The 25533-nt window shown below is 69.7% G+C and carries 25 protein-coding genes; 12 read left to right on the forward strand and 13 right to left on the reverse strand.

Annotated elements, in window-relative coordinates:
- Positions 1 to 40 precede the first annotated feature (40 nt).
- The 10 genes from ABD893_RS08770 to ABD893_RS08815 form a co-directional block, all read right to left on the reverse strand.
- On the reverse strand, positions 41 to 202 hold the full coding sequence (locus ABD893_RS08770) for a hypothetical protein (protein ID WP_345078493.1): 162 nt from the start codon (positions 200 to 202) through the stop codon (positions 41 to 43).
- A gap of 1 nt (position 203) precedes the next feature.
- On the reverse strand, positions 204 to 944 hold the full coding sequence (locus ABD893_RS08775; RefSeq protein WP_345078496.1) for an amidohydrolase family protein: 741 nt from the start codon (positions 942 to 944) through the stop codon (positions 204 to 206).
- Positions 941 to 1648 (reverse strand): amidohydrolase family protein, encoded by a 708-nt coding sequence (locus ABD893_RS08780; RefSeq protein WP_345078498.1) that lies wholly within the window; start codon positions 1646 to 1648, stop codon positions 941 to 943. Before ABD893_RS08780 ends, ABD893_RS08775 begins: the two co-directional genes overlap by 4 nt.
- Positions 1645 to 2916, reverse strand: a complete 1272-nt coding sequence (locus ABD893_RS08785; protein ID WP_345078501.1) for a DegT/DnrJ/EryC1/StrS family aminotransferase — start codon at positions 2914 to 2916, stop codon at positions 1645 to 1647. The genes ABD893_RS08780 and ABD893_RS08785 overlap by 4 nt, the downstream gene beginning before the upstream one ends.
- Entirely contained in the window at positions 2906 to 4588 is a 1683-nt protein-coding gene (locus tag ABD893_RS08790) for a dipeptide ABC transporter ATP-binding protein (protein ID WP_345078504.1), read from the reverse strand. Before ABD893_RS08790 ends, ABD893_RS08785 begins: the two co-directional genes overlap by 11 nt.
- Positions 4589 to 4601: 13 nt before the next feature.
- Positions 4602 to 5498, reverse strand: coding sequence for an ABC transporter permease (locus ABD893_RS08795; protein WP_345078507.1), 897 nt, complete (start codon positions 5496 to 5498; stop codon positions 4602 to 4604).
- Entirely contained in the window at positions 5498 to 6565 is a 1068-nt protein-coding gene (locus ABD893_RS08800; protein ID WP_345078510.1) for an ABC transporter permease, read from the reverse strand. Before ABD893_RS08800 ends, ABD893_RS08795 begins: the two co-directional genes overlap by 1 nt.
- Before the next feature lie 34 nt (positions 6566 to 6599).
- The gene (locus tag ABD893_RS08805; RefSeq protein ID WP_345078513.1) at positions 6600 to 8363 is read right to left on the reverse strand and encodes a peptide ABC transporter substrate-binding protein; all 1764 of its coding nucleotides are present in this window, start codon (positions 8361 to 8363) and stop codon (positions 6600 to 6602) included.
- Positions 8364 to 8564: 201 nt separating this feature from the next.
- Positions 8565 to 9890 carry an enolase C-terminal domain-like protein gene (locus tag ABD893_RS08810; RefSeq protein ID WP_345078516.1) on the reverse strand — a complete coding sequence of 442 codons (1326 nt, stop codon included), beginning with the start codon at positions 9888 to 9890 and terminating at the stop codon, positions 8565 to 8567.
- A gap of 34 nt (positions 9891 to 9924) precedes the next feature.
- Positions 9925 to 10986, reverse strand: coding sequence for a LacI family DNA-binding transcriptional regulator (locus ABD893_RS08815; protein ID WP_345078519.1), 1062 nt, complete (start codon positions 10984 to 10986; stop codon positions 9925 to 9927).
- 118 nt (positions 10987 to 11104) lie between these two features.
- Between ABD893_RS08815 and ABD893_RS08820 the strand changes: the two genes are divergently transcribed.
- The 5 genes from ABD893_RS08820 (at position 11105) to ABD893_RS08840 (ending at position 15889) form a co-directional block, all read left to right on the forward strand.
- Positions 11105 to 12160: an NAD-dependent epimerase/dehydratase family protein gene (locus ABD893_RS08820; protein ID WP_345078522.1), complete on the forward strand. Its 1056-nt coding sequence runs from the start codon at positions 11105 to 11107 to the stop codon at positions 12158 to 12160.
- Entirely contained in the window at positions 12160 to 13206 is a 1047-nt protein-coding gene (locus ABD893_RS08825) for a dihydrodipicolinate synthase family protein (RefSeq protein WP_345078524.1), read from the forward strand. The genes ABD893_RS08820 and ABD893_RS08825 overlap by 1 nt, the downstream gene beginning before the upstream one ends.
- Positions 13203 to 14030 (forward strand): hypothetical protein, encoded by an 828-nt coding sequence (locus ABD893_RS08830; protein WP_345078526.1) that lies wholly within the window; start codon positions 13203 to 13205, stop codon positions 14028 to 14030. The genes ABD893_RS08825 and ABD893_RS08830 overlap by 4 nt, the downstream gene beginning before the upstream one ends.
- Positions 14031 to 14078: 48 nt before the next feature.
- Positions 14079 to 15110, forward strand: a complete 1032-nt coding sequence (locus ABD893_RS08835; RefSeq protein ID WP_345078529.1) for a hydroxyacid dehydrogenase — start codon at positions 14079 to 14081, stop codon at positions 15108 to 15110.
- A 95-nt stretch (positions 15111 to 15205) separates the two neighbouring features.
- Entirely contained in the window at positions 15206 to 15889 is a 684-nt protein-coding gene (locus ABD893_RS08840; protein ID WP_345078532.1) for a hypothetical protein, read from the forward strand.
- Positions 15890 to 15957: 68 nt separating this feature from the next.
- Here the strand turns inward: ABD893_RS08840 and ABD893_RS08845 are convergent, their stop codons facing one another.
- Together ABD893_RS08845 and ABD893_RS08850 are read right to left on the reverse strand one after the other, a co-directional pair.
- The gene (locus ABD893_RS08845; protein ID WP_345078535.1) at positions 15958 to 16563 is read right to left on the reverse strand and encodes a DUF4126 domain-containing protein; all 606 of its coding nucleotides are present in this window, start codon (positions 16561 to 16563) and stop codon (positions 15958 to 15960) included.
- 64 nt (positions 16564 to 16627) lie between these two features.
- Positions 16628 to 17293 (reverse strand): PH domain-containing protein, encoded by a 666-nt coding sequence (locus tag ABD893_RS08850; RefSeq protein ID WP_345078538.1) that lies wholly within the window; start codon positions 17291 to 17293, stop codon positions 16628 to 16630.
- Between the two features lie 49 nt (positions 17294 to 17342).
- Here ABD893_RS08850 and ABD893_RS08855 point away from each other — a divergent pair, with 49 nt between their 5' ends.
- The 6 genes from ABD893_RS08855 to ABD893_RS08880 all read left to right on the forward strand — a co-directional run bounded on the left by ABD893_RS08855 (position 17343) and on the right by ABD893_RS08880 (position 24336).
- Entirely contained in the window at positions 17343 to 17969 is a 627-nt protein-coding gene (locus ABD893_RS08855; protein ID WP_345078541.1) for a hypothetical protein, read from the forward strand.
- A gap of 292 nt (positions 17970 to 18261) precedes the next feature.
- Complete coding sequence (locus tag ABD893_RS08860; RefSeq protein ID WP_345078544.1) at positions 18262 to 18897, forward strand: DUF47 family protein; 636 nt, start codon at positions 18262 to 18264, stop codon at positions 18895 to 18897.
- Entirely contained in the window at positions 18898 to 19914 is a 1017-nt protein-coding gene (locus ABD893_RS08865) for an inorganic phosphate transporter (RefSeq protein ID WP_345078547.1), read from the forward strand.
- A gap of 113 nt (positions 19915 to 20027) precedes the next feature.
- Positions 20028 to 20855, forward strand: coding sequence for a hypothetical protein (locus ABD893_RS08870; protein WP_345078550.1), 828 nt, complete (start codon positions 20028 to 20030; stop codon positions 20853 to 20855).
- Between the two features lie 109 nt (positions 20856 to 20964).
- Positions 20965 to 22605: a phosphoglucomutase (alpha-D-glucose-1,6-bisphosphate-dependent) gene (gene pgm / locus ABD893_RS08875; protein WP_345078553.1), complete on the forward strand. Its 1641-nt coding sequence runs from the start codon at positions 20965 to 20967 to the stop codon at positions 22603 to 22605.
- A 444-nt stretch (positions 22606 to 23049) separates the two neighbouring features.
- The gene (locus ABD893_RS08880; RefSeq protein ID WP_345078556.1) at positions 23050 to 24336 is read left to right on the forward strand and encodes a hypothetical protein; all 1287 of its coding nucleotides are present in this window, start codon (positions 23050 to 23052) and stop codon (positions 24334 to 24336) included.
- A gap of 30 nt (positions 24337 to 24366) precedes the next feature.
- Here ABD893_RS08880 and ABD893_RS08885 read toward each other — a convergent pair whose 3' ends face one another.
- Positions 24367 to 24885 carry an arsenate reductase/protein-tyrosine-phosphatase family protein gene (locus ABD893_RS08885; protein ID WP_345078559.1) on the reverse strand — a complete coding sequence of 173 codons (519 nt, stop codon included), beginning with the start codon at positions 24883 to 24885 and terminating at the stop codon, positions 24367 to 24369.
- Between the two features lie 157 nt (positions 24886 to 25042).
- Here ABD893_RS08885 and ABD893_RS08890 point away from each other — a divergent pair, with 157 nt between their 5' ends.
- Positions 25043 to 25528 (forward strand): GNAT family N-acetyltransferase, encoded by a 486-nt coding sequence (locus ABD893_RS08890; RefSeq protein ID WP_345078562.1) that lies wholly within the window; start codon positions 25043 to 25045, stop codon positions 25526 to 25528.
- Positions 25529 to 25533: the final 5 nt, after the last annotated feature.

Below are 25533 nucleotides of genomic sequence, written 5' to 3' on the forward strand. Positions count from 1 at the left end.
CCGACTCCGAATGCTCCTCATCACCGGAGGCCTCGACGCCTCACCCCACACTCAACTCTGAAGAGCCGTCATAGGCGAAGGATGCGCCCAGCGAGCTCGCGGTGGCGATGCTGCCGGGTCCGAAGACCAGCGCCGCGGTGACGAAAGCGGGGCCGAAACGTCCGCGGGGGCGGGTGGGCTCGGTGGTGCTCTGCGTGGTCATGTCATTCCGTTCCGAGGTCGAACAGCGCCTGCGCATTCTCCCGCATGATCAGTCGTTCTTCGGCGGGGCTGAGTACGGCGGCGCGGAAGGCGCCGACGGAGAGGGCAGGATCGATGAGCGTGGAGTCGGTGCCGAACAGCATCCGCTCCGGGCCGACGCGGTCCAGGACCCAGCGGATCCTGTCCGCCTCTGGCTGGGAGTAGCCGGGTTCCAGCCACAGTCGATCAGTGCGGGAGGCAGCCTCGGGGGCGAGCCGCCAGTCGGGTCCGCCCATGTGGCCGGCGATGACCTTCACCTCCGGCACCGCGGCGACGGTGTCCGCGAGTGCGAGCAGCTCGGTGCCCCAGGAGTGGACGAGCACCGGCAGCCCCCGTTCCGCGCACAGCTCGAGGGCCGCCGCCATCGCCCCCGACCCTGCCGCCGTGCGCCCATAGTCGGTATGGATCTTCGCCCCGACGAACAGACCGCCGGGCAGCAGCTCGTCCATCTGCGCGCGAGCAGTGTCGAGCTCACGGGGGTCGATGACGAACATGCCGCGCAGCCGTGGGTGGTCCTCGATGGCGGCGGCGACAGCGCGGTTGCCCGAGCTCGCGTCGTAGGTGACGGCCTCGACCCCGGAGACCAGCTGGAGGTCGATCCCGTGGGCATCCATCGAGCGCAGGTTGTCCTCCGCCGTGCCCTCGTCGGGCCCGAAGAACCACGGCCCCAGGTGGGCGTGCACGTCGATGCGCCCGCTGTTCATGAGTTCTCCCCTGCCAGGCGTCGGAGGTTTCCGGAGGTGACGAGCTCACGCTGCTCGGGACTGAGACCGCTGCTGTGCAGCCGCTCCAGCACGGAATGCTCCTCGGACCAGCCGGCGCGGGTGCCGAGCACGAGGCGTTCCGCGCCGACCTCGGTGACGATCTGTTCCCATGCCTCCGGGTTGCCGAGCAGCCGGGTGGAGGTGTGGAAGCCGGGCTCCTCCCGGGCCACGAGGATGAACTCCCCCGCATCGTAGAAGTGCTGGTCGAGCAGGACCACCGAGGCGCCGATCCCCATCAGCGCGAGACCGACGGTGCGGGTGGAACCCTCGACCAGCAGGGTGAGCCCGAGCTCGGTGGCCCGGCGGGCGAGCAGCCGCAGCCGGGGCGCGGTGCCGGGGATGTTCTGGCGGGTGGTCGCGAACCGGACCAGATGGTGCCCGTCGGCGGCGATCTGCTGCAGGCGGGCCTCGGCGTCCACGGGGTTGCGCAGGTCCACGCCGGGGGCCGCGATCCAGCCGTGGTCCTTCGCGGCCTGCGCCGTCTCCTGGTTCCCGGAGACCGGGTCGAAGGTGAGGGCCCGCAGGCTGGTCACCGCTCCTCCGTCGATCCCGGCGACGGCGAGTCGCTGGGCGAGCTCTGCGGGGGTGCGGCGTCGACCGGTCGCGATGTCACGCCCCACCAGCAGGTCGCAGTCGAGGATCATGCGCCGATCAGCTCCTGATGGACCTTCTCGATCGCCACAGCGATCCCCTCGACCTGCTCCTCGGTGAAGTTCTCGTTCCAGGGGATGACCAGTAGGCGATGGTCGATGAGCGCTTCGGCCTGCGGGCAGGTGCCGTCCGGATACTCGATGGTGCCGCGCAGCGGGAAGCCGCTGCCGCCATAGGCGCTCGGCGAGCGCAGCACCGGCTCGGTGTAGAGCGGGCGGGCGATGTATCCGGCGATGCAGGACACTCCCTCGGCGGAGAGCGCAGCGGCGAAGCGGCGGGTCCCCTCACGGTCGAGCCCCTCGAGGAGCAGCGGGTAGTACCAATAGGCATGCTCGGTCCCGGTCGGCGGGACACTCACCCCGGAGAGGGCTCCGATACGCGCAGAGACCCGCTCGGCGCTGCGGCGGCGTCGCTCGACCACACCCTGGAGCTTGTGCAGCTGGGCCCGGGCGACGGCGCCGCTCAGCTCCGGCATCCGGTAGTTCAGGGCGAAGGAGAGGTAGGTGCGCTCCCCCGTGTCCCGGGGCCAGGCCTTGTCCGCGAAGAGACGCATCGCGCGGGCCAGGCCCGGATCGTCGGTGAGCACCAGACCACCGTCCCCGGTGGTGATGTGCTTGGACTGCTGGAGGCTGAAGCAGCCGAGGTCGCCGATGGTGCCCACCAGCGGCGCCGAGGGATCCTCACGAGAGAGGTACGCCTGGGCGCAGTCCTCGATCAGCAGGATCCCCGCCTCGTCGGCGATGGCGCGCAGCTCGGTCAGCCGGGCGGCGGCGCCGAACAGATGGACGACGAGTATCGCGCGAGTGCGCGGGGTGATCCGCCGGCGCACGTCCTCAGGGTCCAGGCAACCGGTGGCCGGGTCGAGGTCGGCGAAGACCGGCACGGCGTTCTGAGCGATGATCGGCAGCACCGATCCCATGTCGGAGATCGGAGGGACGATGATCTCGTCCCCAGGGGCGGGATCGACAGCCGCGACGGCGAGATGCAGCGCGGCGGTCCCGCTGCTGCAGGAGACGGCATGGTCAGCGCCCATCATCTCCGCGAACTCCCGCTCGAGCGCCTTGACCTCGGTGCCCCACACCCCCGAAAGCATCCCTGAGCGCAGCACCCGCAGCACGGCCGCCTCTTCTTCGGCGCCGAGCGTGCGACCAGCGGCATCGTTGGTCGTGGGCAGGGTTCCCCGGGGCAGAACCGGGGTTCCGCCGTCGACCGCGAGCACTCGGTGCGCGGCGGAAGCGGTGTGCGCGGGCTCAGAGTGCATCGGAGTGCACCGGCAGCACGGCGGAGAGGAGGGTCTTGGTGTACTCCTCGCGGGGACGGGTGAAGATCTCGAAGGCGGAGCCCTGCTCGATCACCTTCCCCGATCTCATCACCAGCACCTCGTCGGCGAAGCGCTCCACCACGGCGAGGTTGTGGGTGATCAGCAGGATCGAGAAGCCGAGCTCCTGGCGGAGGCTCTCGAGGAGATCGAGGACCTGCAGCTGCACGGAGGCATCGAGCGCCGAGGTGGGCTCGTCGGCCACCAGCAGATCGGGTTCGAGGGCGAGCGCGCGGGCTATCGCCACCCGTTGCTGCTGCCCACCGGAGAGCTGGCGCGGGTAGAGGTTCTCGAAATGGGCGGGCAGATCCACCTTCGTCAGGAGGTCCAGGGCGTGCTCGCGACGCGAGGCGCGGGAGCCGATGCGGTTGATCCGCAGCGGTTCCTCGATGTTCTCCGCGATGGTCGAGGCCGGCAGCAGCGAGCCGTACGGACTCTGGAACACCATCTGCATCGAGCGCCGCTGCTCGCGCAGCTCCCGGCGACCCATCGCGAGCACGTCCTTGCCGTCGAAGGTGACATCGCCGCTGGTCGGTTCGATGAGGCGCAGCACCAGTCGGGCCAGGGTGGACTTCCCCGACCCGGACTCCCCCACCACCCCGAGGGTGCGGCCGCGGTGCAGCGCGAAGGAGACGTGGTCCACCGCCCGTACCGGGCCGGTCGCGCCGGGGAAGTCCTTGACCAGCTCGTGCACGGAGACCAGCGACTGGGTCGCCGACTCCGAGGGCGGTGTCTTTCCGCCCGCCGACGCTGCGGCGGCTGCCTGCGGGCGGGGAGGAGTCGCACCGGTGTCGGCCGCGTCGCTGGTGACCTCCTCCGGAGGCCGGATGTCCATCGCAGAGTCCAGCAGCATCCGGGTATAAGGGTGTTCGGGGGCGGTGAGCAGCTGCTTCATGGGGCCGGACTCCTGCACCTCGCCGTGGCGCAGCACCACTCCGTCGCCGGAGAGGTACCGGGCCACGCCCAGGTCGTGGGTGATCATCACCAGGGACATCCCGTCATCACGCATGCTGCGCAGCAGGTCGAGGATCTGCTTCTGGACGGTGACGTCGAGCGCGGTGGTGGGTTCGTCGGCGATGACCAGGCGGGGCGCGGTGACGGTGGCCATCGCGATCATGGCGCGCTGGCGCATCCCGCCGGAGAGTTGGAAGGGGTACATCGTGATCCGTCGCTCCGGCTCCGGGATCCCCACGTCGCCGAGGGCCCGGATGGCGAGCTTGCGGGCCTCGTGCTTGGTGCCCAGCCCGTGCCAGAGGATCGGTTCGGTGAGCTGGCGCTCGAGGGTGAGCGAAGGGTTCAGCGACTCCATCGCATTCTGGAAGATCATCCCCACCTCTCGGCCGCGCACCTTCCGCAACTGGGTGTGGCCGGCACGCAGAAGATCGATGGTGTCACCGGCGCCTCTGTCGAACAGGGCCGTGCCGGAGACAGTGGCGGTGCTGGGCAGCAGACCCAGGATCGCCCGCATCGAGACGCTCTTGCCGGAGCCGGATTCGCCGATCACGGCCGTCGAGCCGTTCTCGTCCAGCTGGAGGTCCAGCCCGTTGACCGCGTGCACGGTGGACCCGTCGGGCATATCGAAGGTGACCCGCAGGTCGGAGACGTCGAGCAGCATGGTGGGCTCTCTTTCAGGTCTCGTCGACATCGAAGGCATCACGGATGCCGTCGCCGACGAAGGTGAAGGCGACCATGATCGCGACGAACACGATCGTCGGCCAGAAGATGAGGTGCGGGCTGTTGAGCACATAGGCGTAGCCGTCGACGATCATCGCGCCGAGCGAGGGCGTGGGCGGGGCGACGCCGAGGCCGAGGATTGAGAGGCCCGATTCGGCCAGCATGTTCGCCGGGATGCCGAAGCTGACCGTGACCAGCACCGGGCCGAGCGCGTTGGGGAGCATGTACCGCATCACCAGGGTCCATCCGCCCGCCCCCATCGACCGTCCGGCCTCCACATACTCGAGGGTCTTCAGGCGCATGATCTGGGCCCGCAGCAGGCGGGACTGGCCCACCCAGGAGGCGATCGTGAGGGCGAGGATGATCGCCCAGGTGGAGCGCCCCATCACTGCCACCAGCAGCACCGAGAAGAGGTACCCGGGGAAGGCGAACATGACGTCCGTGATCGCCATCAGCACGGCGTCGTACTTCCCGCCCTTGTACCCGGCGACCAGTCCGACCACCATCCCGATCCCGAGCGACAGGACCTCCGCGGCGATAGCGATGAACAGGGCGGTGCGGATCGAGTAGATCAGCCGGGAGAAGATGTCCCGGCCGAGCTCGTCGGTGCCCATCACGAAGCCGTCGGTGAAGGTGGGCAGCAGCTCCTGGCCGCGATGGAGGGTCGCGAAGTGGAACGGTGCGAGCAGCGGCGAGGCGAGCGCGACCACCGCCACCAGCCCGATGAACGCGAGGCTCACCACGGAGAGCCGGTTGCGCAGGAAGCGACCCCAGCGGCGGCTCCACTCGCTGGTGTGGCGGTAGGCCGGGGCCTGGGCGGAGATCGTGGCCGGTTCGTCGAGCACGGACATCAGATCGCTCCTGTCTGCACCGGCGTGCTGACGGTGGTCGGCGTGCCGCCTGCGTCCACCTCGCCGTCGGCGTCCCCGCCGCGGGTGCGGCGAGGTCCCTGCGAGGCGAGTCCCAGATCTGCCCTGACCCGGGGGTCGAGAGCTGCGTAGCTGAGATCGACCAGCAGGTTCATCAGCATCAGGAGGGCGGCGAAGAAGAGGGTGGTGCCCATCAGCAGCGGCATGTCTCGGCTCACTGCGGCCTGGGTGAAGTAGTGCCCGAGCCCCGGGATTCCGAAGATCTTCTCGACGAAGATGGTGCCGGTGGCGAGGGAGGCGAACATCGGCCCCACCACGGTCACCAGCGGCATCAGCGAGTTCCGCAGCACGTGGGTGACCAGGATGGTGCGCTCCCTGCCTCCCTTGGCCCGGGCTGTGATCACATAGTCCTGACGGAGGTTCTCGAGCATCGAGGAGCGCACATGGCGGGCGAGCACGCCGATCGGCGCGATCGCCAGCGCGAGGGTGGGCAGCACCATGTATTCCGGCCCCTTCCACCCGTAGATCGGGAGGACGCCGAGGCCGACACCGAAGATCAGCACCAGGACCAGTGCAGCCAGGTAGTTCGGCAGTCCGTTGCCGAGAGTGGCCAGGAACATGGTGCCGGTATCCAGCAGGGACCGACGCCGCACGGCGGCGAGGATCCCCAGCGGCACCGCGATGGCGACGGCGACGAAGGTCGCGGAGACGGCCAGCGCCGCGGAGATCGGGAAGGCGGTGGCGATGATCTCCTCGACGGTCCGGCTGGTGAAGCGGTAGCTCGGGCCCATGTCGCCGGTCACCGCACCGACCATGAACGTCGAGTACTGCTGCCAGAGGGGCACCTCGGAGCCATAGCGGGCGCCCAGCTCGGTGCGGTTCTCGCTCGTCGCCTGCTGCGCGAGGCTGACGGTGCCGCCACCCGAGGCCTGGATCCCGGCGAAGTCGCCGGGCGCCAGCTGCAGCAGCCCGAAGGTCAGCAGCGACACCGCGAACATGCACAGCGCGAGCCGGATCAGCCGCCGCCCGATGAACATCGCCAGTCTCATCTGCCCGCCACCTCCTTCCCTGCCGTCACCGGGTTCACTCGCTCGCCGTCAGGTGCTTGTAGTAGTAGCCCTCCGGAGAAGAGCGGCCCTGCAGCCCCGTGACGCGATCTGAGGTCAGCCACGTCTGTGATCCCCAGGCGATCGGGATCGTGTAGGCGAGCTCCTCACGGATCTGTGCGGCATCGAGGAAGGTGCTGGTGCGCTTCTCCGGGTCCAGCTCCGCCTGCGCAGCCAGTGCCGTCTCGGCGTATTTCTGCGCCTGCGGATCGGACTTGGTCGAGAGGATCTCCTCGACCGTGGCGGCGATCTGCGCACCGTCGAGGCTCTCGTCGGCCCGGGTTGCCTTGATCTCGTCCCATGCCTCGAGGGGCAGAGAGAACTGGCGCACGTGGTCGATGCCGAAGATGTTCAGGATCCAGTTGGGCATCGTCGAGATGCCGGCGAAGGAGCCGTAGTAGAAGCTCATCACCGAGGTGTCCTCATGGGGGAGCCAGCGCGTATCGGCGTGGACGCCGGCTTCCAGGATGTCGAGGGTGACCTCCATGCCGAGGGTCTCCTTCAGCTGCTCGGCGAGGATCGTGAACATCGGGCCCTCGAAACCCATCTGGATCCGCAGCCCGGGAACCCCGTCCCCGTATCCAGCTTCGTCGAGCAGCTTCTTGGCCCCGTCGGGATCGAAGGGGACGACGATCTCTTCGCTCCACCCCGGGACGCTGCTGGGCATCAGCGAACCCGCCGCCTCGAGGCCCGGGAGGTTCTCGATGAGTGCATCCCTGTCGATCGCCATCGACAGTGCCCGGCGCACTCGCTGATCGCGGATCGCCTCATGGCCGCCCCACATGGTCTGCAGGTAATGGCAGGCGTAGCCGGGCACCTCGATCATCTTCTCCACGAGCGAGGGGTCGCCGGCGAGGGCCTCCGCCCCCACGCCCGTGATGTCCAGCTCTCCCGCGTTGAAGGCGAGGATGTTGGTGGGCATGTCCCCGCCGAGCTGCAGGGCGATGCGATCGATGCTGACGTTGTCCGCGTCCCAGTACTCAGGGTTCTTCTCGAGCTCGACCAGTGTTGTCGGATCCCAATTCGACAGGATGTAAGGACCGTTGCCGACCCAGGCGTCGACGGAGGTCCAGCCCGTGGAGTCCGCCTCCACCGCCGCCTTGTTCAGCACGCTCATCGAGTAGTGCGTCATGTTGATCAGGAAGTCGGGATTCGGGGACGCGAGGGTGACCTCGACGGTGGACTCGTCGGGGGCGGAGATGCCCACGTCCGCCCAGTCGTCCGTGGCCCCTGATTGGAAGGCGGAGGCGCCCTTGATGCCGATCGAGGGGAGGAAGCTCGAGGCACCGGTCGTGTAGCCGCTGCCCGCGCCGCTCGGGCTGAGCAGCCGCTGGAAGGAGAAGAGCGCATCCTCGGAGGTGACCGGCTCCCCGTTGGACCAGTTCGCTGCGCGGAGGTGGAAGGTGTAGGTCAGCCCGTCCTCGGACTCGTCCCAGCTCTCGGCGAGCGCAGGCACGACATCGGTGCCGTCCTCGGACTGCATCAGCAGCCCTTCCATCAGTCCTGCCGGAAGGATGTACATGCTGGAGTTCACGTAGTGCGGGTCGAGGGCGTCGATCGTGCTGGTGCTGGCGATCGTGATGGAGGTCCCGCCGTCCTCACCACCACCGCTGCCGCCGCCGGTCCCGCCCGAGCCTGAATCGAAGAGGGAGCAGCCCGAGGCGAGCAGTCCGGCCCCTCCGACTCCCATGCCGAGCAGCACCCGCCTGCTGACTGTTCCGAATTCCTGCGTCTTTGCCATGGAGTTCACCCTTCGGATGCTGTCTGCGCCATCGCCCGGGGCGCCGTCGCCCCGATGACTGCAAACGCTTTCTACGCCAATCGTGACGGGGCTCACGGGTGTTGTCAAGGAATCACCGCAATCGGTGTCACTGGGCCGTGCGCGGGCCCCGGGACCGTGTCCCGCTTGTGACCTTGCGGCGCCGCGCACGGCCGCGTCAGCTCAGATGTCGTGCACTCCGCGGGACACCGGGCCGACACGGACAGAGCCATCCCGCACCGTGACGAGGTCCGGAGCGCGCTGCGCGAGCTGCGCATTCGCCGCCGCGGCGTACTGCCTGCTGTTGTACTCGACCGCAGGCCAGGAGACCGGCAGCACTGCGGCGAGGCCGAGGGAATGCTCGAGGGCGAGGTCGACCGCGGTGAGGTCCTGGATCGCGATCCGCATCCCGGCCGCGCTCGCGAGCGCCTGGGTGATCATCGCGTGGCTCTGGCCCTTGACCGCCTTGATCACCACGCCGGACCATCCCTCGTCCCGCAGTGTCGACAGCTGCGAGAGCCGGCTGTAGCCCTCGTCGAGCAGCACCGGGATCCGGGCCGAGAGCCTGCTCAGCTCGAGGGGATCCGGAGTCTGGTCGCGAGGGATCGGCTGCTCGAGGTAGTCGATCGCGGCGAACAGGACCGGGTCCTCACGCTCGAGGGTGTCGAGCAGCTCGCCGAGCACGGGCAGCGTGTAGGCCTCGTTGGGATCCAGGGAGAGGCGCAGGTCGGGACGCAGCGGGGTGGCGGTGCGGTGCACGGCGCGGATCCGCTCGATATCGGCCGACGCCTCCCCCGTGAGCTTGAGCTTCAGGTGATGCACGCCCTCGCTGCGGATCCAGTCCTCGAGGCTCCGCACGCCCGCAGCGGCGAGGTCCGCGGTGAGCGGGTCGCCGACCCCGAGCGCATGCTGGACCGGCAGCTGGGAGCGGGGCCGACGCAGCGTATCGCCCGGGTGCAGCCCCTCCCCTGCCTCGCCGTGACAGCCGAGATCCTCCCGCAGGTGCTCCGCGGTGTACATCGAGGTGAGCGGGAGCCCGGCAGCTCGTGACCAGGCATCGTGCAGGGCATTGTCGACGGCGCCGAGAGCCAGCAGGCCGGCCAGGCGCGGGATGGCATCGATCCCGGCGTGGCGCGCCGTGCGCTCGAGCATCTCATCGAGGCCGTCGTACAGCGGTCGCCAGAGCACGAACGGATCCCCGCGGAGTGAGGAACCGGTCGCCTGCGCCGCGAGCAGCTGCACCAGTTCGCGCATCACGCGTTCGCGGGCCTCCAGGCCGAGACCGGCCGAGGGCCAGGACCAGGGCACCGAGAGCATCCCCGCCCCGGTCCCCGCCACCGCGCGACCGCTCCGCGTCTGGGCGTCGACGCGCACGGTGACCGCAGTGATGTGGGTGAGCGGCCGCCCGCTGATCACGAAGGGCGGCTCCAGGGCCACATCGCGGAAGCTGACCTGCGCCTCGCGCACCTGAATGTCGCTCGGGCGGCCATCCTGCGGGGCGGCGGACATCAATGCTCCTTCGAGCCGTGACAGTGGGTGCTGCTCAGGGCGAGCGCACAGGCCCGGTGGACTGGCGCACCATCAGCTCCACGCCGAGGCGCCGCTCGATCATGGGAGCCTCGCCGGCGCCTCCCTCAGCATCCTGCCCGTCGGCCGCCCCCCGAGTCCCGCCGCGGCCCAGCGCGAGATCCAGGGCGATCTTGCCCATCTCCCGCAGCGGCAGCCGCACGGTGGTCAGCGAGGGCGAGAGGTCGCGCGCGACGGCGATGTCGTTGAAGCCGGCGACGGAGACGTCCTCCGGCACGCTGCGTCCCTGGTCGCGCAGGTAGGCGAGGGCGCCCATCGCCATCTGGTCCGCCGTGCCGAGCAGCGCGGTGAGCTCGGGGTGCTCCCGCAGCAGCTCGCCGGCGGCGCGGTAGCCCTCGTCCCGGTTCGGCGGACCGTGGTGGACGATCAGGCGGGCCCCGGCCTCGTCGAGCACTTCCTTCATCCCCTCGTAGCGTTCCTGGCTGGAGATCAGGGCTTCGGGACCGGAGATCAGTGCGATGTCGCGGTGGCCGAGGTCGGTGAGGTGGCGGCCGATGAGCCGGCCGCCTTCACGGTTGTCCACCAGCACCCGGTCCATCTCGACCACCGGGGTGCCGATGCCCACCACATGCCCGCCCGCAGCACGGAAGGATTTCACCCGGGTCGCGATCCCCTGCCGGTAGTCCTCGTCGGTGAGGCCCGAGCCGGCGACGATCACGGAGTGCGCCCGGTGCGACTGCAGCATCCGGAAGTAGCCGAGCTCGCGCTCCGGGTCACGTTCCGTGTGGCAGATGGTCACCAGCAGGTTCTCGGCGGTCGCGCGCTCGTGGATGCCGTTGACGATCTCGGAGAAGTACGGGTCGCCGACGTCTCCCACCAGCACCCCGATGGTGCCGGTGTTGCCGCGCAGCAGCCCCTGCGCCTGGGCGTTGGGGACGTAGTCGAGCTCGAGGGCGACGGCCTTCACCCGCTCACGGAGCTCCTCGACCACGGGGTAGGTGCTCCCGGAGAGCACACGGGATGCCGTAGGGACGGAAACTCCCGCGCGCTGCGCCACGTCTTTGAGGGTCACTGCCATGCTCGGAGGATACTCGTAGCAAACGCTCTCTTGACGGCCCCACGCTGGCGGCTTAGGCTCGCCCTCACAGGGAAATCCTTTTCTCCCGCCATCATCTCTCCCGACGTGAGGACGATCAGTGTCGACCGTGATCACCAGCGCGCTTCCCACCACTGCCCCTGCCGACGAGCGAGAGCTCGATGAGCTCCTGTCCCGCCCGCTCCCGGGCGTGGGCGAGGCCCTCGCCGCACTGGGCGGCGACATCGTGCTCCTCGGCGCCGGCGGCAAGATCGGCCCCACCATGTCGCTGATGGCGCGTCGCGCCTTGGACCAGGTCGGCTCCACCGCCCGCGTCGTCGCCGTCTCGCGATTCTCCGATCCCGCCTCGCGGGAGCTGCTCGAGGAAGCGGGGATCATCGTCCATCCCGCGGACCTGTCCGAGTCGGCCAACTATGCGGACCTCCCGGATGCCGCAGGCATGTTCTACCTCGCAGCGATGAAGTTCGGCACCACCGGGCAGGAGCACCAGACCTGGTGGTCCAACGCCGCGATGCCGGCGCTCGTCGCCGACCGGTACCGGGGCGTCCCCTCGCTGGTCTACTCCACCGGCAACGTGTACCCGCTCTCCCCGCTCGGCTCCGGCGGTTCCACCGAGGCGGATGACCCCGCGCCGGTCGGCGAATACGCCCAGTCCTGCCTCGCCCGGGAGCGGCTGTTCAGCTACGCCTCCCACACCTGGGATACCCCGGTGTCGATCTTCCGCCTGAACTACGCCTGCGAGCTGCGGTACGGCGTGATCGCCGACATCGCCACCAAGATCGCCGCGGGCGAGCCGGTGGATGTCACCATGCCCGCCGTCAACGTCGCCTGGCAGGGCGATATCAACGCCTGGGCGCTGCGCTCGATCGAGCTGGCGGGCACTCCCCCGAAGATCCTCAACGCGACCGGCCCGGAGACCGTCTCCGTGCGGCGGCTGGCCCACTGGCTCGGCGAGGAGATGGGCATCGAGCCCCGGATCGTCGGCGAGGAATCGGCCGACGCACTGCTGAACGACGCTGCCGCGGTCCATGAGCTCTACGGCTACCCCTCGGTGCCGCTGCGCCGCCTGGTGCGCTGGGTGGGCCAGTGGGTCGGGGGCGGTGGCCGCCAGCTCGGCAAGGCGACCAAGTTCCAGCAGCGCGAGGGGAAGTTCTGATGATCGACCTGCACGCGAGGCTCGATGCGGGCGTCGCGATCCCTGCACATCCCCTGGCACTGGACGAGGCCGGCGGAGTCGACCTGCGCGCGCAGCGGGCGCTGACCCGCTATCAGCTGGCCGCCGGCGCGCATGGCCTCGCTGTCGGTGTGCATTCCACCCAGTTCGAGCTGCATGACCACCCTGCGATGCTGCGCACCGTCTGGGAGCTGGCCGCCTCCGTCGCCGCGGAGGGCATCCCCGGCGCCGTCACCTCCCCGCTGCTGATCGCGGGGCTGGTCGGTGACACCGCCCAGGCCGTCCGGGAGGCGGAGCTCGCCCGCGAGCTCGGCTATCACGCAGCGCTGATGAGCCCGTGGGGGATGGTGGAGCGGAGCGAGCAGTCCCTGCTCGAGCGTGCCGCCGCCGTCGGCGAGGTGCTCCCCACCGTCGGCTTCTACCTGCAGGACAGCGTGGGCGGCATGCCCCTCGGCCGGTCCTTCTGGCGTTCCCTCTTCAACCTCGAATCGGTGGTGGCGGTGAAGACGGCACCCTTCGACCGCTATCGCACCAATGATGTGATGCAGGAGCTGCTCGGTCACGACCGCTGGGATCAGGTGGCCGTGCTGACCGGCAACGATGATGCGATCGTGGCGGATCTGGTGACGCCCTTCCGGCGCGAGGTCGACGGGCGGCCGCGCGAGGTGCGGGCACGCGGCGGGCTGCTGGGGCAGTGGGCCGTGGGCACCCGCGCCGCCGTCGAACTGGTCGCCCGGGCGAACGCCGAGGTCGCCGCCGACGCCGTCACCCCCGAACTGCTCGCGCTGGGCAGCGATCTGGTGGAGGTCAACGCGGCCGTCTTCGATGTGCTGCACGATTTCGCGGGCTGCGTGCCCGGTGTGAACGAGGTGTTGCGCCAGCAGGGACTGCTGAGCGCCACCCGCTGCCTGGGCCCCGATGTCCTCTCCCGCGGGCAGGAACAGCTGATCCGCGAGGTGCGGGCACGCTTCCCCGCACTGCTGGATGAGGAGTTCGTCGCCGCCGGGCGCGAGGGCTGGCTGTCATGAGACCCGCCCTCGTCGGCTGGGGCTCCTCCTCGATGGCGTTGATCGGACCGGCGCTCGAGGCGGCGCTGGCACCGTCGGGCACCGGCTTCCTCAACGAAGGACGCGGTGGGGAGACCTCCCACCACACCGCCGCTCGGATCGGGTCGATCCCGCTCCCGGTCTCCGTGGACGGCGGGCGCCTCCCTGCGGCCGGGACGGTGCGGCTGCTGCCCACTGCACTCGATCTGGTCTCCCTCTTCCTCAAGCCCTTCGCCGGTCACGTCGCCGGCATCCCGGCCGTGGTCCACGGCACCGAGGAGGGCGTGTTCCTGACCCGTCTGCACCCCGGGGAGCCGATCGCGGTCGACGGCGACCCCTTCCTCCCCCTCGCCGGGACCTCCCTGCGCGGCCACGACGCCGTGCTGTGGATGGGCAAGAACGACCTCAACCGCGGGCAGAACGCCGCAGGGGTGCTGGACCGCATCACCCTCTCCGCCCGCTACCTCGAGCAGGCCGGGGCACGCGTCGCCATCGTCGGCCAGTTCGTGAACAACGCCGCCGAGCCCGCGATGCGCGCACAGGTGCTCGCCGTGAACTCCGGAGGCGCCGAACGCTTCGGCCCCGCCTACCTCGAGGTCCAGGACTTCCTCACCTCCCCGACGCTGCCGGAGGCCACCGGGATCGACGCCTCCGCGGACGACCTCGCCGAGCGGCGCGCTGGGGCCAAGCCCCCATCGATCTCCACGGATCCGGGACACTTCGACCAGCTCGGCAATGCGGCCGTGGCCGTTCACCTGCTCGCCGGTCTGAGCCGGCTCGGCCTGCTCGACTCACCGCACCCCTGAAGCACTCCCCGCTCCCGCGCAGCTCCCCACCCCCGAGAAGGAGACCTCATGCCCGTCCCCACACAGCCGGACCGCGCTCCCCGCATCTTCATGGCGATCACCCCCAAGGAGCTCGGCGTCCTCTATTCCGAGGCGGCCCTGGAGCGGCTGCGGCGTGTGGGCGAGGTGGTGCTCCCACCGGAGAGCGGCGATGCCCGGGTCCACCTCCCCGAGGGCCTCGCGGACGACTACGACGTGCTGATCACCTCCTGGAGCACCGCCCCCTTCGATCCTTCGGCGCTGAGCGGATCACGGCTGAAATACGCCGCGCACACGGCCGGCACCGTGCGCGGGCTGTTTCCCAAGCACGTGCTCGAGCAGGGACTGCGGCTCGCCCAGGGCGGCTCGGCGGCGATGGCCACCGCGGTCGCAGAGCTCGCACTCACCTTCACCCTGGTGCTGCTGCGCGACGTGCACTCGATGGACCGCCGTCTGCAGGCCACGCGGGACTGGAAGGCCGGCGGCTCCGGGGTCCTCACCCACGGCATCCGGGAGCAGACCATCGGCGTGCTCAGCCTGTCCCGGGTGGGTCGGGAGTACGTCTCGATGGTGCGCGGGCTGGGAGTCCGTACGGTGCTCGCCCACGACCCTTTCGCCACGGCGGATGACGCCGCGGCACTCGGGGTGCAGCTGGTGGGACTGGCGGAGCTGTGCGAGCGCAGCGACGTGCTCGCGATCCACGCCCCGGTCACCGACGAGACCCGGGGAATGCTCGATGCCGCCATGCTCGCTCGGCTGCGCGATGGTGCGACCGTGCTCAACACCGCCCGTTCGGCCGTGATCGATATGGAGTCGCTGACCGCCGAGCTGGTCGCAGGCCGTCTGCGCGCAGGACTGGACGTCTTCGACAGCGAGCCCCTGGTGGAGGAATCCCCGCTCTACGGACTCGACAACGTGCTGATCACCCCGCACGTGGCCGGTGGGACCGTGGAGGCGCGGCGAGCCCAGGGCGACGGAGTGGTGGAAGAGATCACCTCATTCCTCACCGGCGCTCCACTGCGCTACGAGGTCACCCCCGAGATCTATGACCGGCTCTCCTGAGAACAGGTGGAGTGCCCGGCGCGGATCTGACATCCTTTCGGAAACACTTCTTCCGGATGTCTGCCAGGTCCGGACCACGCCACCCAGGGGGACCTATGAGCGAGACCAGCACGGCCGATGAGCAGGTCACGATCTACACGGCCTACGAGATCGACTTCATGCTCGGGCTGCGCGACACCGAGAACGGACGGATCACCCGGGAGCAGATCGGGCTGCGCTCTGCGCCTGAGGCCGCCCAGGAGTTCGTCACTGCAGCGGTGACCTCGGGGCTCCGCGCTCGCGGCAAGGTCGAGCGTTCGGAGGATGGCCAGTGGCTGCTGGGCGAGGAGGGCCAGGTGGTCGCCACCGCACTGACCGCCGCCGATCGCTGGCTGGGGATCGCGCTGGCGGAGGGCGAGGCGATGCGCATGGCCTTCATCATCAAGGCCAACGAGGCCATCCTCATGCTCACCCAGGACGAGCTGGACTCCTTCGTGGTCACCGCCCTCCCGAGCAGCGACCAGGTGCCCGCCTCGGTCTCCGACATCGTGCTGGCCTTCCTCGGAGAGGGCAACGAGCGCACCGTCTCGCTGCGCCGCACCGATCTCTCCGCCCCGGCAGAGCCCGCTCCGCTGATGTTCCATGTGGAAGCGGACGGCAGCTGGAGGATCGGCCATCTCCCGCTCGACGACGAGGGCATCCTCGGGGTCTCCGACGTGGACGCGGGCGGCGTCGCCGAGGCGACCCGGGCCCTGTGGGAGGACGGCGTCAGCCAGGTCCCCGGCCCCATCTCTGCGTGAGCTCCCAGCCTGAGCACACTGCCTGACCTGACTGCTGAGCACGACCCCGACGGCGTCGGCCCCCGGTCTCAGACCGCCGGGTCGGCGCCGCCGGCACGTCGCGCCCGGGCCTGCTGCAGCCGTTCCCGCAGCCCTCGATAGGCGCGCCGGATCCGCACGATCGCGTAGATGCCGAGACCGAGCAGCAGCAGGGCGAGCACGCCGGCGAGCGCGGGCAGCAGGATCGTGAGCAGGCCCATCACCACCACGGCGACGTCCTCGCCGGTGGAGACCAGGGCGTTGGAGACCGGCTCGGGCGAGACGTTCACCGCGGCGCGCGCGGTCGCCTTGGCGGCGTGGGAGCCGAAGGCTGCGGCCGCGCCGAGCACCGCCATCACGACGGCGCTGGTGGTGTCCGTCTCGCCTCCCAGCAAGAACCCGATCGCCCCACCGGCGATCGGGCGGATCACGGTGTGCAGCTGGTCCCAGAAGGAGTCGAGGAAGGCGATCTTGTCCGCCGCGAAGTCCACCAGCAGCAGGAGCCCGGTGATCACCAGCAGATCGGTGCGCTGCAGCACCTCAGGGACCTGCTCGATGCCCAGCAGCCTGCCCGACAGCCCCAGCAGGAAGACCATGAAGTAGGGCCGGACCCCGCTGACCCAGCCCGATCCCAGGGTCATCATCAGTGCTTCCATGGCTCTCCTCCGTGGTGCGTGCGCAGGGGTGAATTCTCAGGGGTGGCTTCTCAGGGGTCGGGGCTCATAACGGGCTGCGGGCGGCCTTCTCGTGCTTCCGCAGCTCGGTGCGCAGGGTACGGATGTCCTGCCCTGAGGGCTGGGACCAGGTCCAGATATGGCGGTCGAACGCGGGCATCAGCACGCGAGAACCGTCGCGCAGCCGCAGCGCCGCGGTGAGCCAGTGCACCGGATGCACCACCCGGGACTCCACCGCGATGATCTCGCGCCAGGGCACGTCCCGGATACCGAGCGCGCCCACCACGCGCAGTCCCTGCTCGGCGATCTCCACCCGCGAGCGGGCCGTGCCGAGCGCCACCAGTGCGAATCGCAGTCCCAGCACCAGCAGGATCAGTCCGATCCCGCCGAGCGCGAGCATCACGATCAGCACGCCGATGCCCGGGGCGTGGCCGTCCTCGAGCCCGAGGGTGAGCAGCAGGATCGCCACCACGGCGATGACGGCGCCTCCCAGCAGCGCCGCGGCGGCCACCGCACGCAGCAGGGTGTCCCGCGTGGCGGCCACCGGGAACAGAGCCCGCACAGTGCCGGGAGCGGCGGGCTGACTGCTCGCACGACGGTTGCCGCGGCGCAGGTCCGAGACCATGCGCTCCACGGTCGCATTGCTGCGGGAGTAGTCGGGCAGGGCGGTGCGGGGACCGGTCTCGGGTCCGATCTGCCGGGGGATGGTCATGCGCTCACAGTAATGCGGCCTGCTGCTGCCTGCGCGTAGTGTGCTGAGCATGTCCTCGAATGGTCCTTCCGCCCCTCGCTTCCGTCGACCCGCCCCGCTGTACGCCTCGGTCGCCGAGACCATCCCCGGCGCGCCGGATCCTGCGGCCTCGGCAGATCTGGCCCACGACTCCGCCCGGGCGCTGCTGGATGGGGTCTTCCAGAGCTCTGACCCTGCCGTCGTCGAGCGCGTGGTGGCGTTGGCCGCCGAGGACGGCCTGACCGATCTCAGCGCGCTGTGGTCGGGAGCTCCTGCATCGACCCTGCCGGGGGCGCTGTGGCGGCTGTATGTGCTGCACACCTGGGTGCAGCACGTCGGAGAAGAGGTGGTGCTCCGCTATCGCGCAGGCTCGCGCACGGTGCCCGGGCTGAGGTACCTCTCCGGCTTCGCCGAGCCGCCGGATGTCCAGCAGGTCCAGCGGACCATGGACGACATCCTGCGCGGCGCATTCACCGGGGATCTGGGCCTCGCTCTGCGCCGAGCCGGCGCCGTCGCCACGATCATCGCCCATGGCACTGCGCACCTGGCGGACGAGGACCGCGACGATGCGCGGACCCGGCAGGCGGAGCGGCTCCTGCGCACCGGCGAGGAGCTCTCCGCGGCAGGCCGCTACGCGGAGGCCGACCAGCTGGACTGACGGGAGCCGGCGACGCTCCGCAGGAACGCTCAGCGGGCACGCACGACTGAGGCGATCGCCATAGCCGGGCAGGCTTCCATTTGCCACTGGCCCGGGCCCGTGCCCTACGATGGATGGGCGTCGGGCCGCGGTTGCCCCGGGCTCCAACATTTGCCGCTTCGAGCGGCCTTCGCGCCGACAGGCGCATCCCGGTCCGGCGCCTCAACTTCACGATCATCACGATCCCGGTCCGCACAGCCCCTTCGGGGCAGCAGCGGTGTCATGCGCCCCGAGCGCGAGGAGGCGACCTGACGTGGTGCAGTTCCTCTCCCGGTTCTTCCCGCAGCGCACCGAGCGCCCGCTCTACGATCTCTTCGCGGAGCTCGCCGAGCTTCTGGTGCAGTCCTCCGACACCCATTCGAAGCTGCTCGGACACGGATACCGTGAGCGCACGCGCATCGCGCCGCGGCTGCACGAGCAGTCCACCGTCGCCGAAGAGCTGTGCCGGCGCATCGCCGAGCGGCTCGTCCAGTCGCTGATCACCCCCTACGAGGCGGAGCTGCTGTACGACCTCGCGCTCACCATGGCCGACGCCGTGGACGCGATGGAGCACACCGCGGAGCTCCTGGTCATCTCCCGCGTGGGACAGCTGCCCACGCCCCTGCTGGAGGCGGCCAAGGGCATCGAGCGGGCGGCCGAGTACACGGTCGCCGCCAGCTGGAAGCTGTCCAGCATCCGGGAGCTGGGCGACTATTACATCCAGGTCCGCAAGCTCACCCGGCAGGGGGAACGCCTGGTGCGCAGGGCGCTCGGCGAGCTGTACTCGCGCGGCGGCTCGGTCCAGGAGCTCCTGCCCCTGCACGACGTCTCCGAGTCGATCCGGCGCACGATCGTGCTGCAGGAGCGCATCGCACGCCTCACCGATCTGCTGCGGGTCAAGGACGCCTGAGTGACGACGCTCCTGCTCGTGCTGGTCGTCGTCCTGGCGATCGCGATGGCCTATATGAACGGCTTCCACGACGCGTCCAACGCCGTCACGACGACGATCACGACCCGCACGCTGCCGGAGTCGACCGCGCTGACCTTGGCCGCGATCCTGAACCTGCTCGGCGCCCTGCTGGGAATGATGCTGATCGCCGTCGCGACCCCGTGGGCGCTGCAGCTGCTGGGGATGACACCGCTGACGCAGGAGACCTCCGGGCAGCCAGATGTGCTCGGGCTCGCCCTGATCGCGATCATGCTCACCACCATCGGCTGGGACCTGCTGACCTGGTGGATGGGGATGCCGTCCTCGACCTGGCATGCCTTCTTCGGCTCCACGCTGGGGGTCTCCCTCGCGATCGGGGCTCCGGCGGCCTGGGAGCGGCTCGGGGTGATGCTGGGCGTCTCCCTCGTCGGCCCCGTGCTCTCCGCGACGATCGCCTACCTGCTGATGCAGCTCGTGCTCGGCCTGGGCCGGCATGAGTGGCTGGGGCGCAGACACCTCCGCTTCGCCCAGACCGTCTCCGCCGGCGCGGTCGCCACGGGGCACGGGCTCACCGATTCCCGGCTGCCGCTCGCGGTGATCGTGATCGCCTTCGCCACCACCGGCAGCTCTCCGTCCTACACGGCAGCCATCATGGTCGCGGTCGCCGTCGCGATCGGACTCGGCACGCTGGTGGGCGGACACCGCATCATCCGCGTGCTCGGCCGCCATCTGACCGACCTGAATGTCGCGCAGGGCCTGGCGGCGGAGGCCTCCGCAGCGGCCACGATGTCACTGGGGCTGTTCGGCTTCGGATCTCCCGTCTCGACCTCCCATGCCCTGGCCTCGAGCGTGGTCGGTGCCGGGGTGGCCCAGGGCATGCGGAACGTGCGCTGGCAGGTCGCCGGCAAGATTCTGCTGATCTGGCTGGCCACACCGCTGGCCTGCGCCGTGGTGGGCGCAGCGCTGGTGGGGACGATGCTGGCGATGACCTCCCCGTGAGCATCACCCTGCGCTGAGCGCCCACCCGCCACCCGAGGCCTCAGCGTCCCGGCATCCTCGGAGGATCGACCACTATCCTGTGTCGTCCCGCGCCGTACCCAGAAGGAGCCCAGATGTCCGACGGTGAGTCCACGACGCCCGCACCGCGCCAGCGCCCCAGCTACGGACTGCCCGGGCCCACCTCCCCTGCTGCCGGGCCGGAAGGCTCGCCCCAGTACGGCAGCCAGAACGCCGGGTCCTCGAGTGTCCAGACTCAGAACTACGGGTCTTCAGGGAACTACGGCTCTTCGGGGAACTACGGAGCTCCGGGCCACGATCCCTCCCGCACCGATCCGTATGCGCCGCAGACCGGTCCGTTGCCGGCCTCCGTCCACCCGGGCCCCGGCAGCTCCGGCAGCTCCGGCGGAGCCGGCTCGACGACTCGCAAGCGACGGGGGCTGTGGCCGCTGATCATCGGCCTGGTGCTGCTGCTCGTGATCGGTCCGGCCGCGACGATCGGCGGGATCGTGTGGTCGGTCGGCTCGCTCGTCGGCGATGCCGCCGAGGGACCGGTCCCGATGCAGGCGGCGACCGCTGATATCGAGGTCCCTGCCAACGAGATGCTGATCGTCTACATCCCCCTGGCGGATGCGGCCACCGCAGAATGCACTGCCACGGGCTCGACGCCTGGCGCGGTGACCTCGGTGCCCAGCTCGACCGAGACCACCTTCGGTGACGGAACGCAGTACGTCCAGGTGCTGGGCGTCGCCGCGCTGGAGGACACCACGGTGACGGTCTCCTGCACCGGGACCGACGCTCCCGCGCACCTCGGGCCCTACAGCATCCTCTCGATGGCCGCGCCGCTGCTGATCGGCCCGGTCGTCGGTGTGGTCGCGGGCCTGATCGGTCTGGTGCTCACCATCATCGGGATCGTGCTGCTGGTGAAGTCTCGGCGGTCCTGACCTCTGGAGATCCCGAGCCGTCTCAGCCCGTAGTCATACCCGGTACCTCGCGCGTCGCACTGACTTAGAGTGTCGTGACGACCCCGAACTCGAGGATGGAGTGGTGATCATGCACCCCCGTGCAGGCCAGAAGGCACTTGAGGAGGATCTCGTCGATGTCGATGCGCTCCTCGACGCGTATTACGACCTCCATCCCGATCCTGCGGACCCCGATCAGGCCGTCTCCTTCGGCACCTCCGGGCACCGCGGTTCCTCGCTCGACACGGCGTTCAACGAGGACCACATCGCCGCGACCACGCAGGCCATCGTCGAGTACCGCGCCGGGGAGGGCATCCGCGGGCCGCTGTTCGTCGGCCGCGACACCCATGCGCTCTCCCGCCCCGCGTTCGACACCGCGCTCGAGGTGCTGATCGGCAATGACGTCGCCGCGCAGGTCGACTCGCTGGACGGCTACACCCCCACCCCCGCCGTCTCCCACGCGATCCTGACGCACAACCGGGGTCGTGCCGCGAACGATCCGGGCCGGGCGGACGGCATCGTGATCACGCCGAGCCACAATCCTCCGCGCGACGGCGGGTTCAAGTACAACCCTCCCCACGGCGGCCCGGCCGACTCCGACGCGACCTCCTGGATCGCGGATCGGGCGAACCAGCTGCTCGCGGAGGGCCTGCGCGGGGTGCGTCGCCATGGCCGTCAGAAGGCTCTCCAGGGCGCTGGGCGCTACGACTTCCTCCACACCTATGTGGCGGATCTGCCGAACGTGGTCGACATCGAGGCGATCCGTCGCGCCGGGGTGCGGATCGGTGCCGACCCGCTGGGCGGCGCCTCGGTGGACTACTGGGCCGAGATCGGCGAGATGCATGACCTCGACCTCACCGTGGTCAATCCGGAGGTGGATCCGCGCTGGTCCTTCATGACCCTGGACCGCGACGGGAAGATCCGCATGGACTGCTCGAGCCCGTGGGCGATGGCCTCGCTGCTCGACAAGCGCGACGAGTACGACATCGCCACCGGCAACGACCCGGACTCCGACCGTCACGGCATCGTCACCCCCGACGGCGGGCTGATGAACCCCAACCACTATCTCGCCACCGCGATCCGGTACCTCTTCGCCCACCGACCGCACTGGCCCGCCACCGCGAAGGTCGGCAAGACGGTCGTCTCCTCGAGCCTGATCGATCGGGTGGTGACCTCGCTGGGTCGTGAGCTCTACGAGGTGCCGGTGGGCTTCAAGTGGTTCGTGCCTGGTCTGATCGACTCCTCCGTCGGCTTCGGCGGCGAGGAGAGCGCTGGCGCGTCCTTCCTGCGGCGCGACGGCTCGGTGTGGACCACCGACAAGGACGGGATCATCCTGGCGCTGCTCGCCTCCGAGATCCTGGCTGTCACCGGTCGCTCCCCCAGCACGTTGCATACCGAGCTGGTCGAGGAGTTCGGCTCGAGCGCTTACGACCGCGTGGATGCTCCGGCGAGCCGCGCGCAGAAGGCGAAGCTCAAGGCGCTCAGCCCCGAGCAGGTCAGTGCGACCGAGCTGGCGGGCGAGCCGATCATCTCGGCGATCACGGAAGCTCCCGCAGGGGGCGCGATCGGCGGTCTGAAGGTCTCCACGAAGTCGGCCTGGTTCGCCGCCCGCCCCTCCGGCACCGAGGACATCTACAAGATCTATGCCGAGTCCTTCCAGGGTGAGGAGCATCTGAGCCAGGTGCAGGACGCCGCGAAGGCGCTGGTCGACGAGGTCCTCGCGGACGACTGACAGCGGTCTCACGGAGCGCCGAGAGCCCAGGGATGGGATCTCGGCGCTCCCCTCTGTCTCCGCTCGCCGGCTCCAGGTGCACCCGGCTGGCGACCCCGGGAGCGCCCGTTCTGCGCCGCGCTGCCCTAGTGCATCCGAAAACTTTCCCCGGCGTTCGCCATGGGCGATGCCGACGGCCCTCCTGGGCATTGCTGCGATCCCGAATCTGAGGCTGACCAGCATTCACGCAGGTCGATAGCAAAGCCTTGGTCAACTCGCGGTCAACATTGCGTGGATCACGCTGGCGTGGCGCCGTGCACAGCACCCTTGCGCCGACCCTCGTCGCCATGAACGATGGGGTCGAAAGTAAAGGTTCGGTAGGGTAATGTGCTCCGTCGGGCCCACCGGAGATGACGCCGACCGCAGCCGCCGAGCTTGCGACCATGGAGGAGGGGGACCACGCCTATGCGACTGCGCTCACGCCTGTGCGCCTGCTCCGCCGCCCTCGCCATGACTCTCCCGATCGCGGCGGCACCCGCCCTCGCGGAGGCGCTGGATCTCGAAACCACTCAGTCCGCCCCTGCTCAGCCCGCCCCTGCCGAGCCCGATAGCACGCTGCCGGATGCTGCAGAGCCGACGCCCGCCGAGGACGAGACTGCCGAAACGACCCCGGCAGAGCCCGAAGCTCCCGACGATGAGTCTCAGCAGGGCAGCGACGCTCAGCCCGAGGACGATCCTGAGCACCACACCACGTCCCCGGTCGAGGACCCCGTCGTCGAGGACCCCGTCCTCGACGACGACTGCGAGGACGACGAGTCTGCCCCGGTCGTTCCCGCGCTGCTGCGCAGCACCCTCGACGAGGAGTGCGCCGGCGAGGAGCAGCCACCCCCGGCGGACGAGTCGGACCCGGACGAGGGCTCCGAGTCGACCACCGACGTCGGTGACGGCGACTCGACCACCATCCCGGACGACTCCCCGAGCGGCACGCCGAGCAGCTCAGCTCCCGCCATCTCCACTCCCGGCAGTCTTCCCAGCGGAGGAAGCACGGATACCGGGTCGGACACCCCGGTCCCCACGACTGATCCGGAGACCAGCACCCCGACGTCGCCGAATCCTCCGCCGAGCGAGACCCCGACAGACGGCTCCCAGACAGAGATACCGGAACCGACAGAACCGACCGTGGATCCCACGGAGCCGACCACGGAACCCGAAGAGCCGACGGAGAGCACGACCCCACCGCCGGAGCTGACGCCCGCGGAGAAGCCGAGCCCCGAGGGCACCCCTGAGGGCGCCCCTGCCGAGGGCACCGACTCCGAGGGAGATCCCGCCGCGGAGCTGGAGACGCATCCCGAGGATCCTGAGTCCGCGCCCATCGAGCCCGCCGTGCAGCCCAATACTGCTCAGCCCGACACCACACAGCCTGACCTCACCCGTCCCGCCTCCGAGGAGCCGCCGACGAGCAGCGGCGCAGTGGAGAGCGAGAGCAGCAAGTCCACCGAGATCAGCGGCGTCGGGGCAGAGACGCCGAGCTCTCCCCCGCCAGCTTCACCGCAGCCCGCGGCTGCCCAGGACGAGGGCGGGCCCGTGGTCAGGCTGTTCAACGCGATCTCGAACGATTCCGGCTCAGGCTTCGGTCAGATGCGTCAGGTGCTGATCGCCGCGCTCGGCATCGGCTTCCTCACCACCGCCGGTTTCGTCGGCGCGACCTGGCATAGCCGTCGCAGCACCGGGGAGCACGACACCGACGTCTGACAGACAGGGCAGCTCCCGCAGAGGGCGCGCTCAGCGCTGCTCGAGCAGCTTTCGAGCGCGCGCGATGATAGCTGGCACGCTCGTGCTCATCTCACGGATGGTGCGGTCGAACGCGCCCTGCCCCTCGTACCAGGGATCCTCGACAGCGAGTTCCGTGGGCAGCGCCGCTGGATCAGCGTCCGGCTCGAAGCGTCGCCACATCGTGATCTCCGGAATGGCGGAGCCCTCCGGTGCCTGCTCGACCATGCGCTTCAGCCGCTGGGCGTGATCAGCGGTCATCGGGAGCACCAGATCCCAGGCCAGCAGCTCGGTCAGGTGGATGGTGCGAGCGGTGTGCTCGAAGGGTCGAACATAGCCAGCGCGTTCGAGAGCCAGCTCGGTACGGTCGTCCATCGGCATCCCCTCCACCTCCCAGCTGGTGCCGGCAGAACCGACCTCCACCTTCCCGACCAGGTCGCTCTCCAGGATCGCGGCGCGCAGCATCACCGCAGCAGCGGGTGATCGGCAGACATTGCCGGTGCAGACGGTGAGCAGACGAATGGGCGACATGCGCCTATTGTGTCAAGGTCGGAGGGCTGCGCGCGCAGAACCGCCGAGGAACGTACACTGGGGGTGGGAGTGCATGCGGTGCCTGGGGCAGCGTGAGAGCATGATCGCCAGGGCATGATGGCCCGTGACCACGCAACGACGGCTCAGGAGGACACCCATGGCCGACATTATCCGCGCCCACGACGACGACTGGTCGCTCGTGCGCGAGATCCGTCTTCGGTCCCTCAGCACGGACCCCGCCGCCTTCGGGCAGAGCTGGGACAAGGAATCCACCTACGAGGACTCGGTCTGGGAGCAGCGCGTGAGCGATGCCGCCTGGTTCCTGGCCGTCGAGGATGGTCAGCCGGTCGCCGTGGTGGCGGCTCGGCATGAGGAGGACTCCCCCGCCAACGAGCGCGAGCTCCAGGCCATGTGGGTCACCCCGAACTCCCGCCACTCCGGGATCGCCGGAAAGCTCGCCGAGGCGATCTTCGACTGGTCCCGGGAGGATGGCGCGGACACCATCACCCTCTACGTCGGTCCCTTGAACAAGGGCGCTCGCGCCCTGTACGAGAGCCTCGGATTCATCGACACCGGCGACCGCTGGGAGATCGTCGAGGACGATCCCGACGGTGCCTGGCTGAAGATGTCCCGCGGCCTCTGACACCC

This window comes from Brachybacterium paraconglomeratum, from assembly GCF_039541415.1.
In the GTDB taxonomy this organism is placed as follows: domain Bacteria; phylum Actinomycetota; class Actinomycetes; order Actinomycetales; family Dermabacteraceae; genus Brachybacterium; species Brachybacterium paraconglomeratum_A.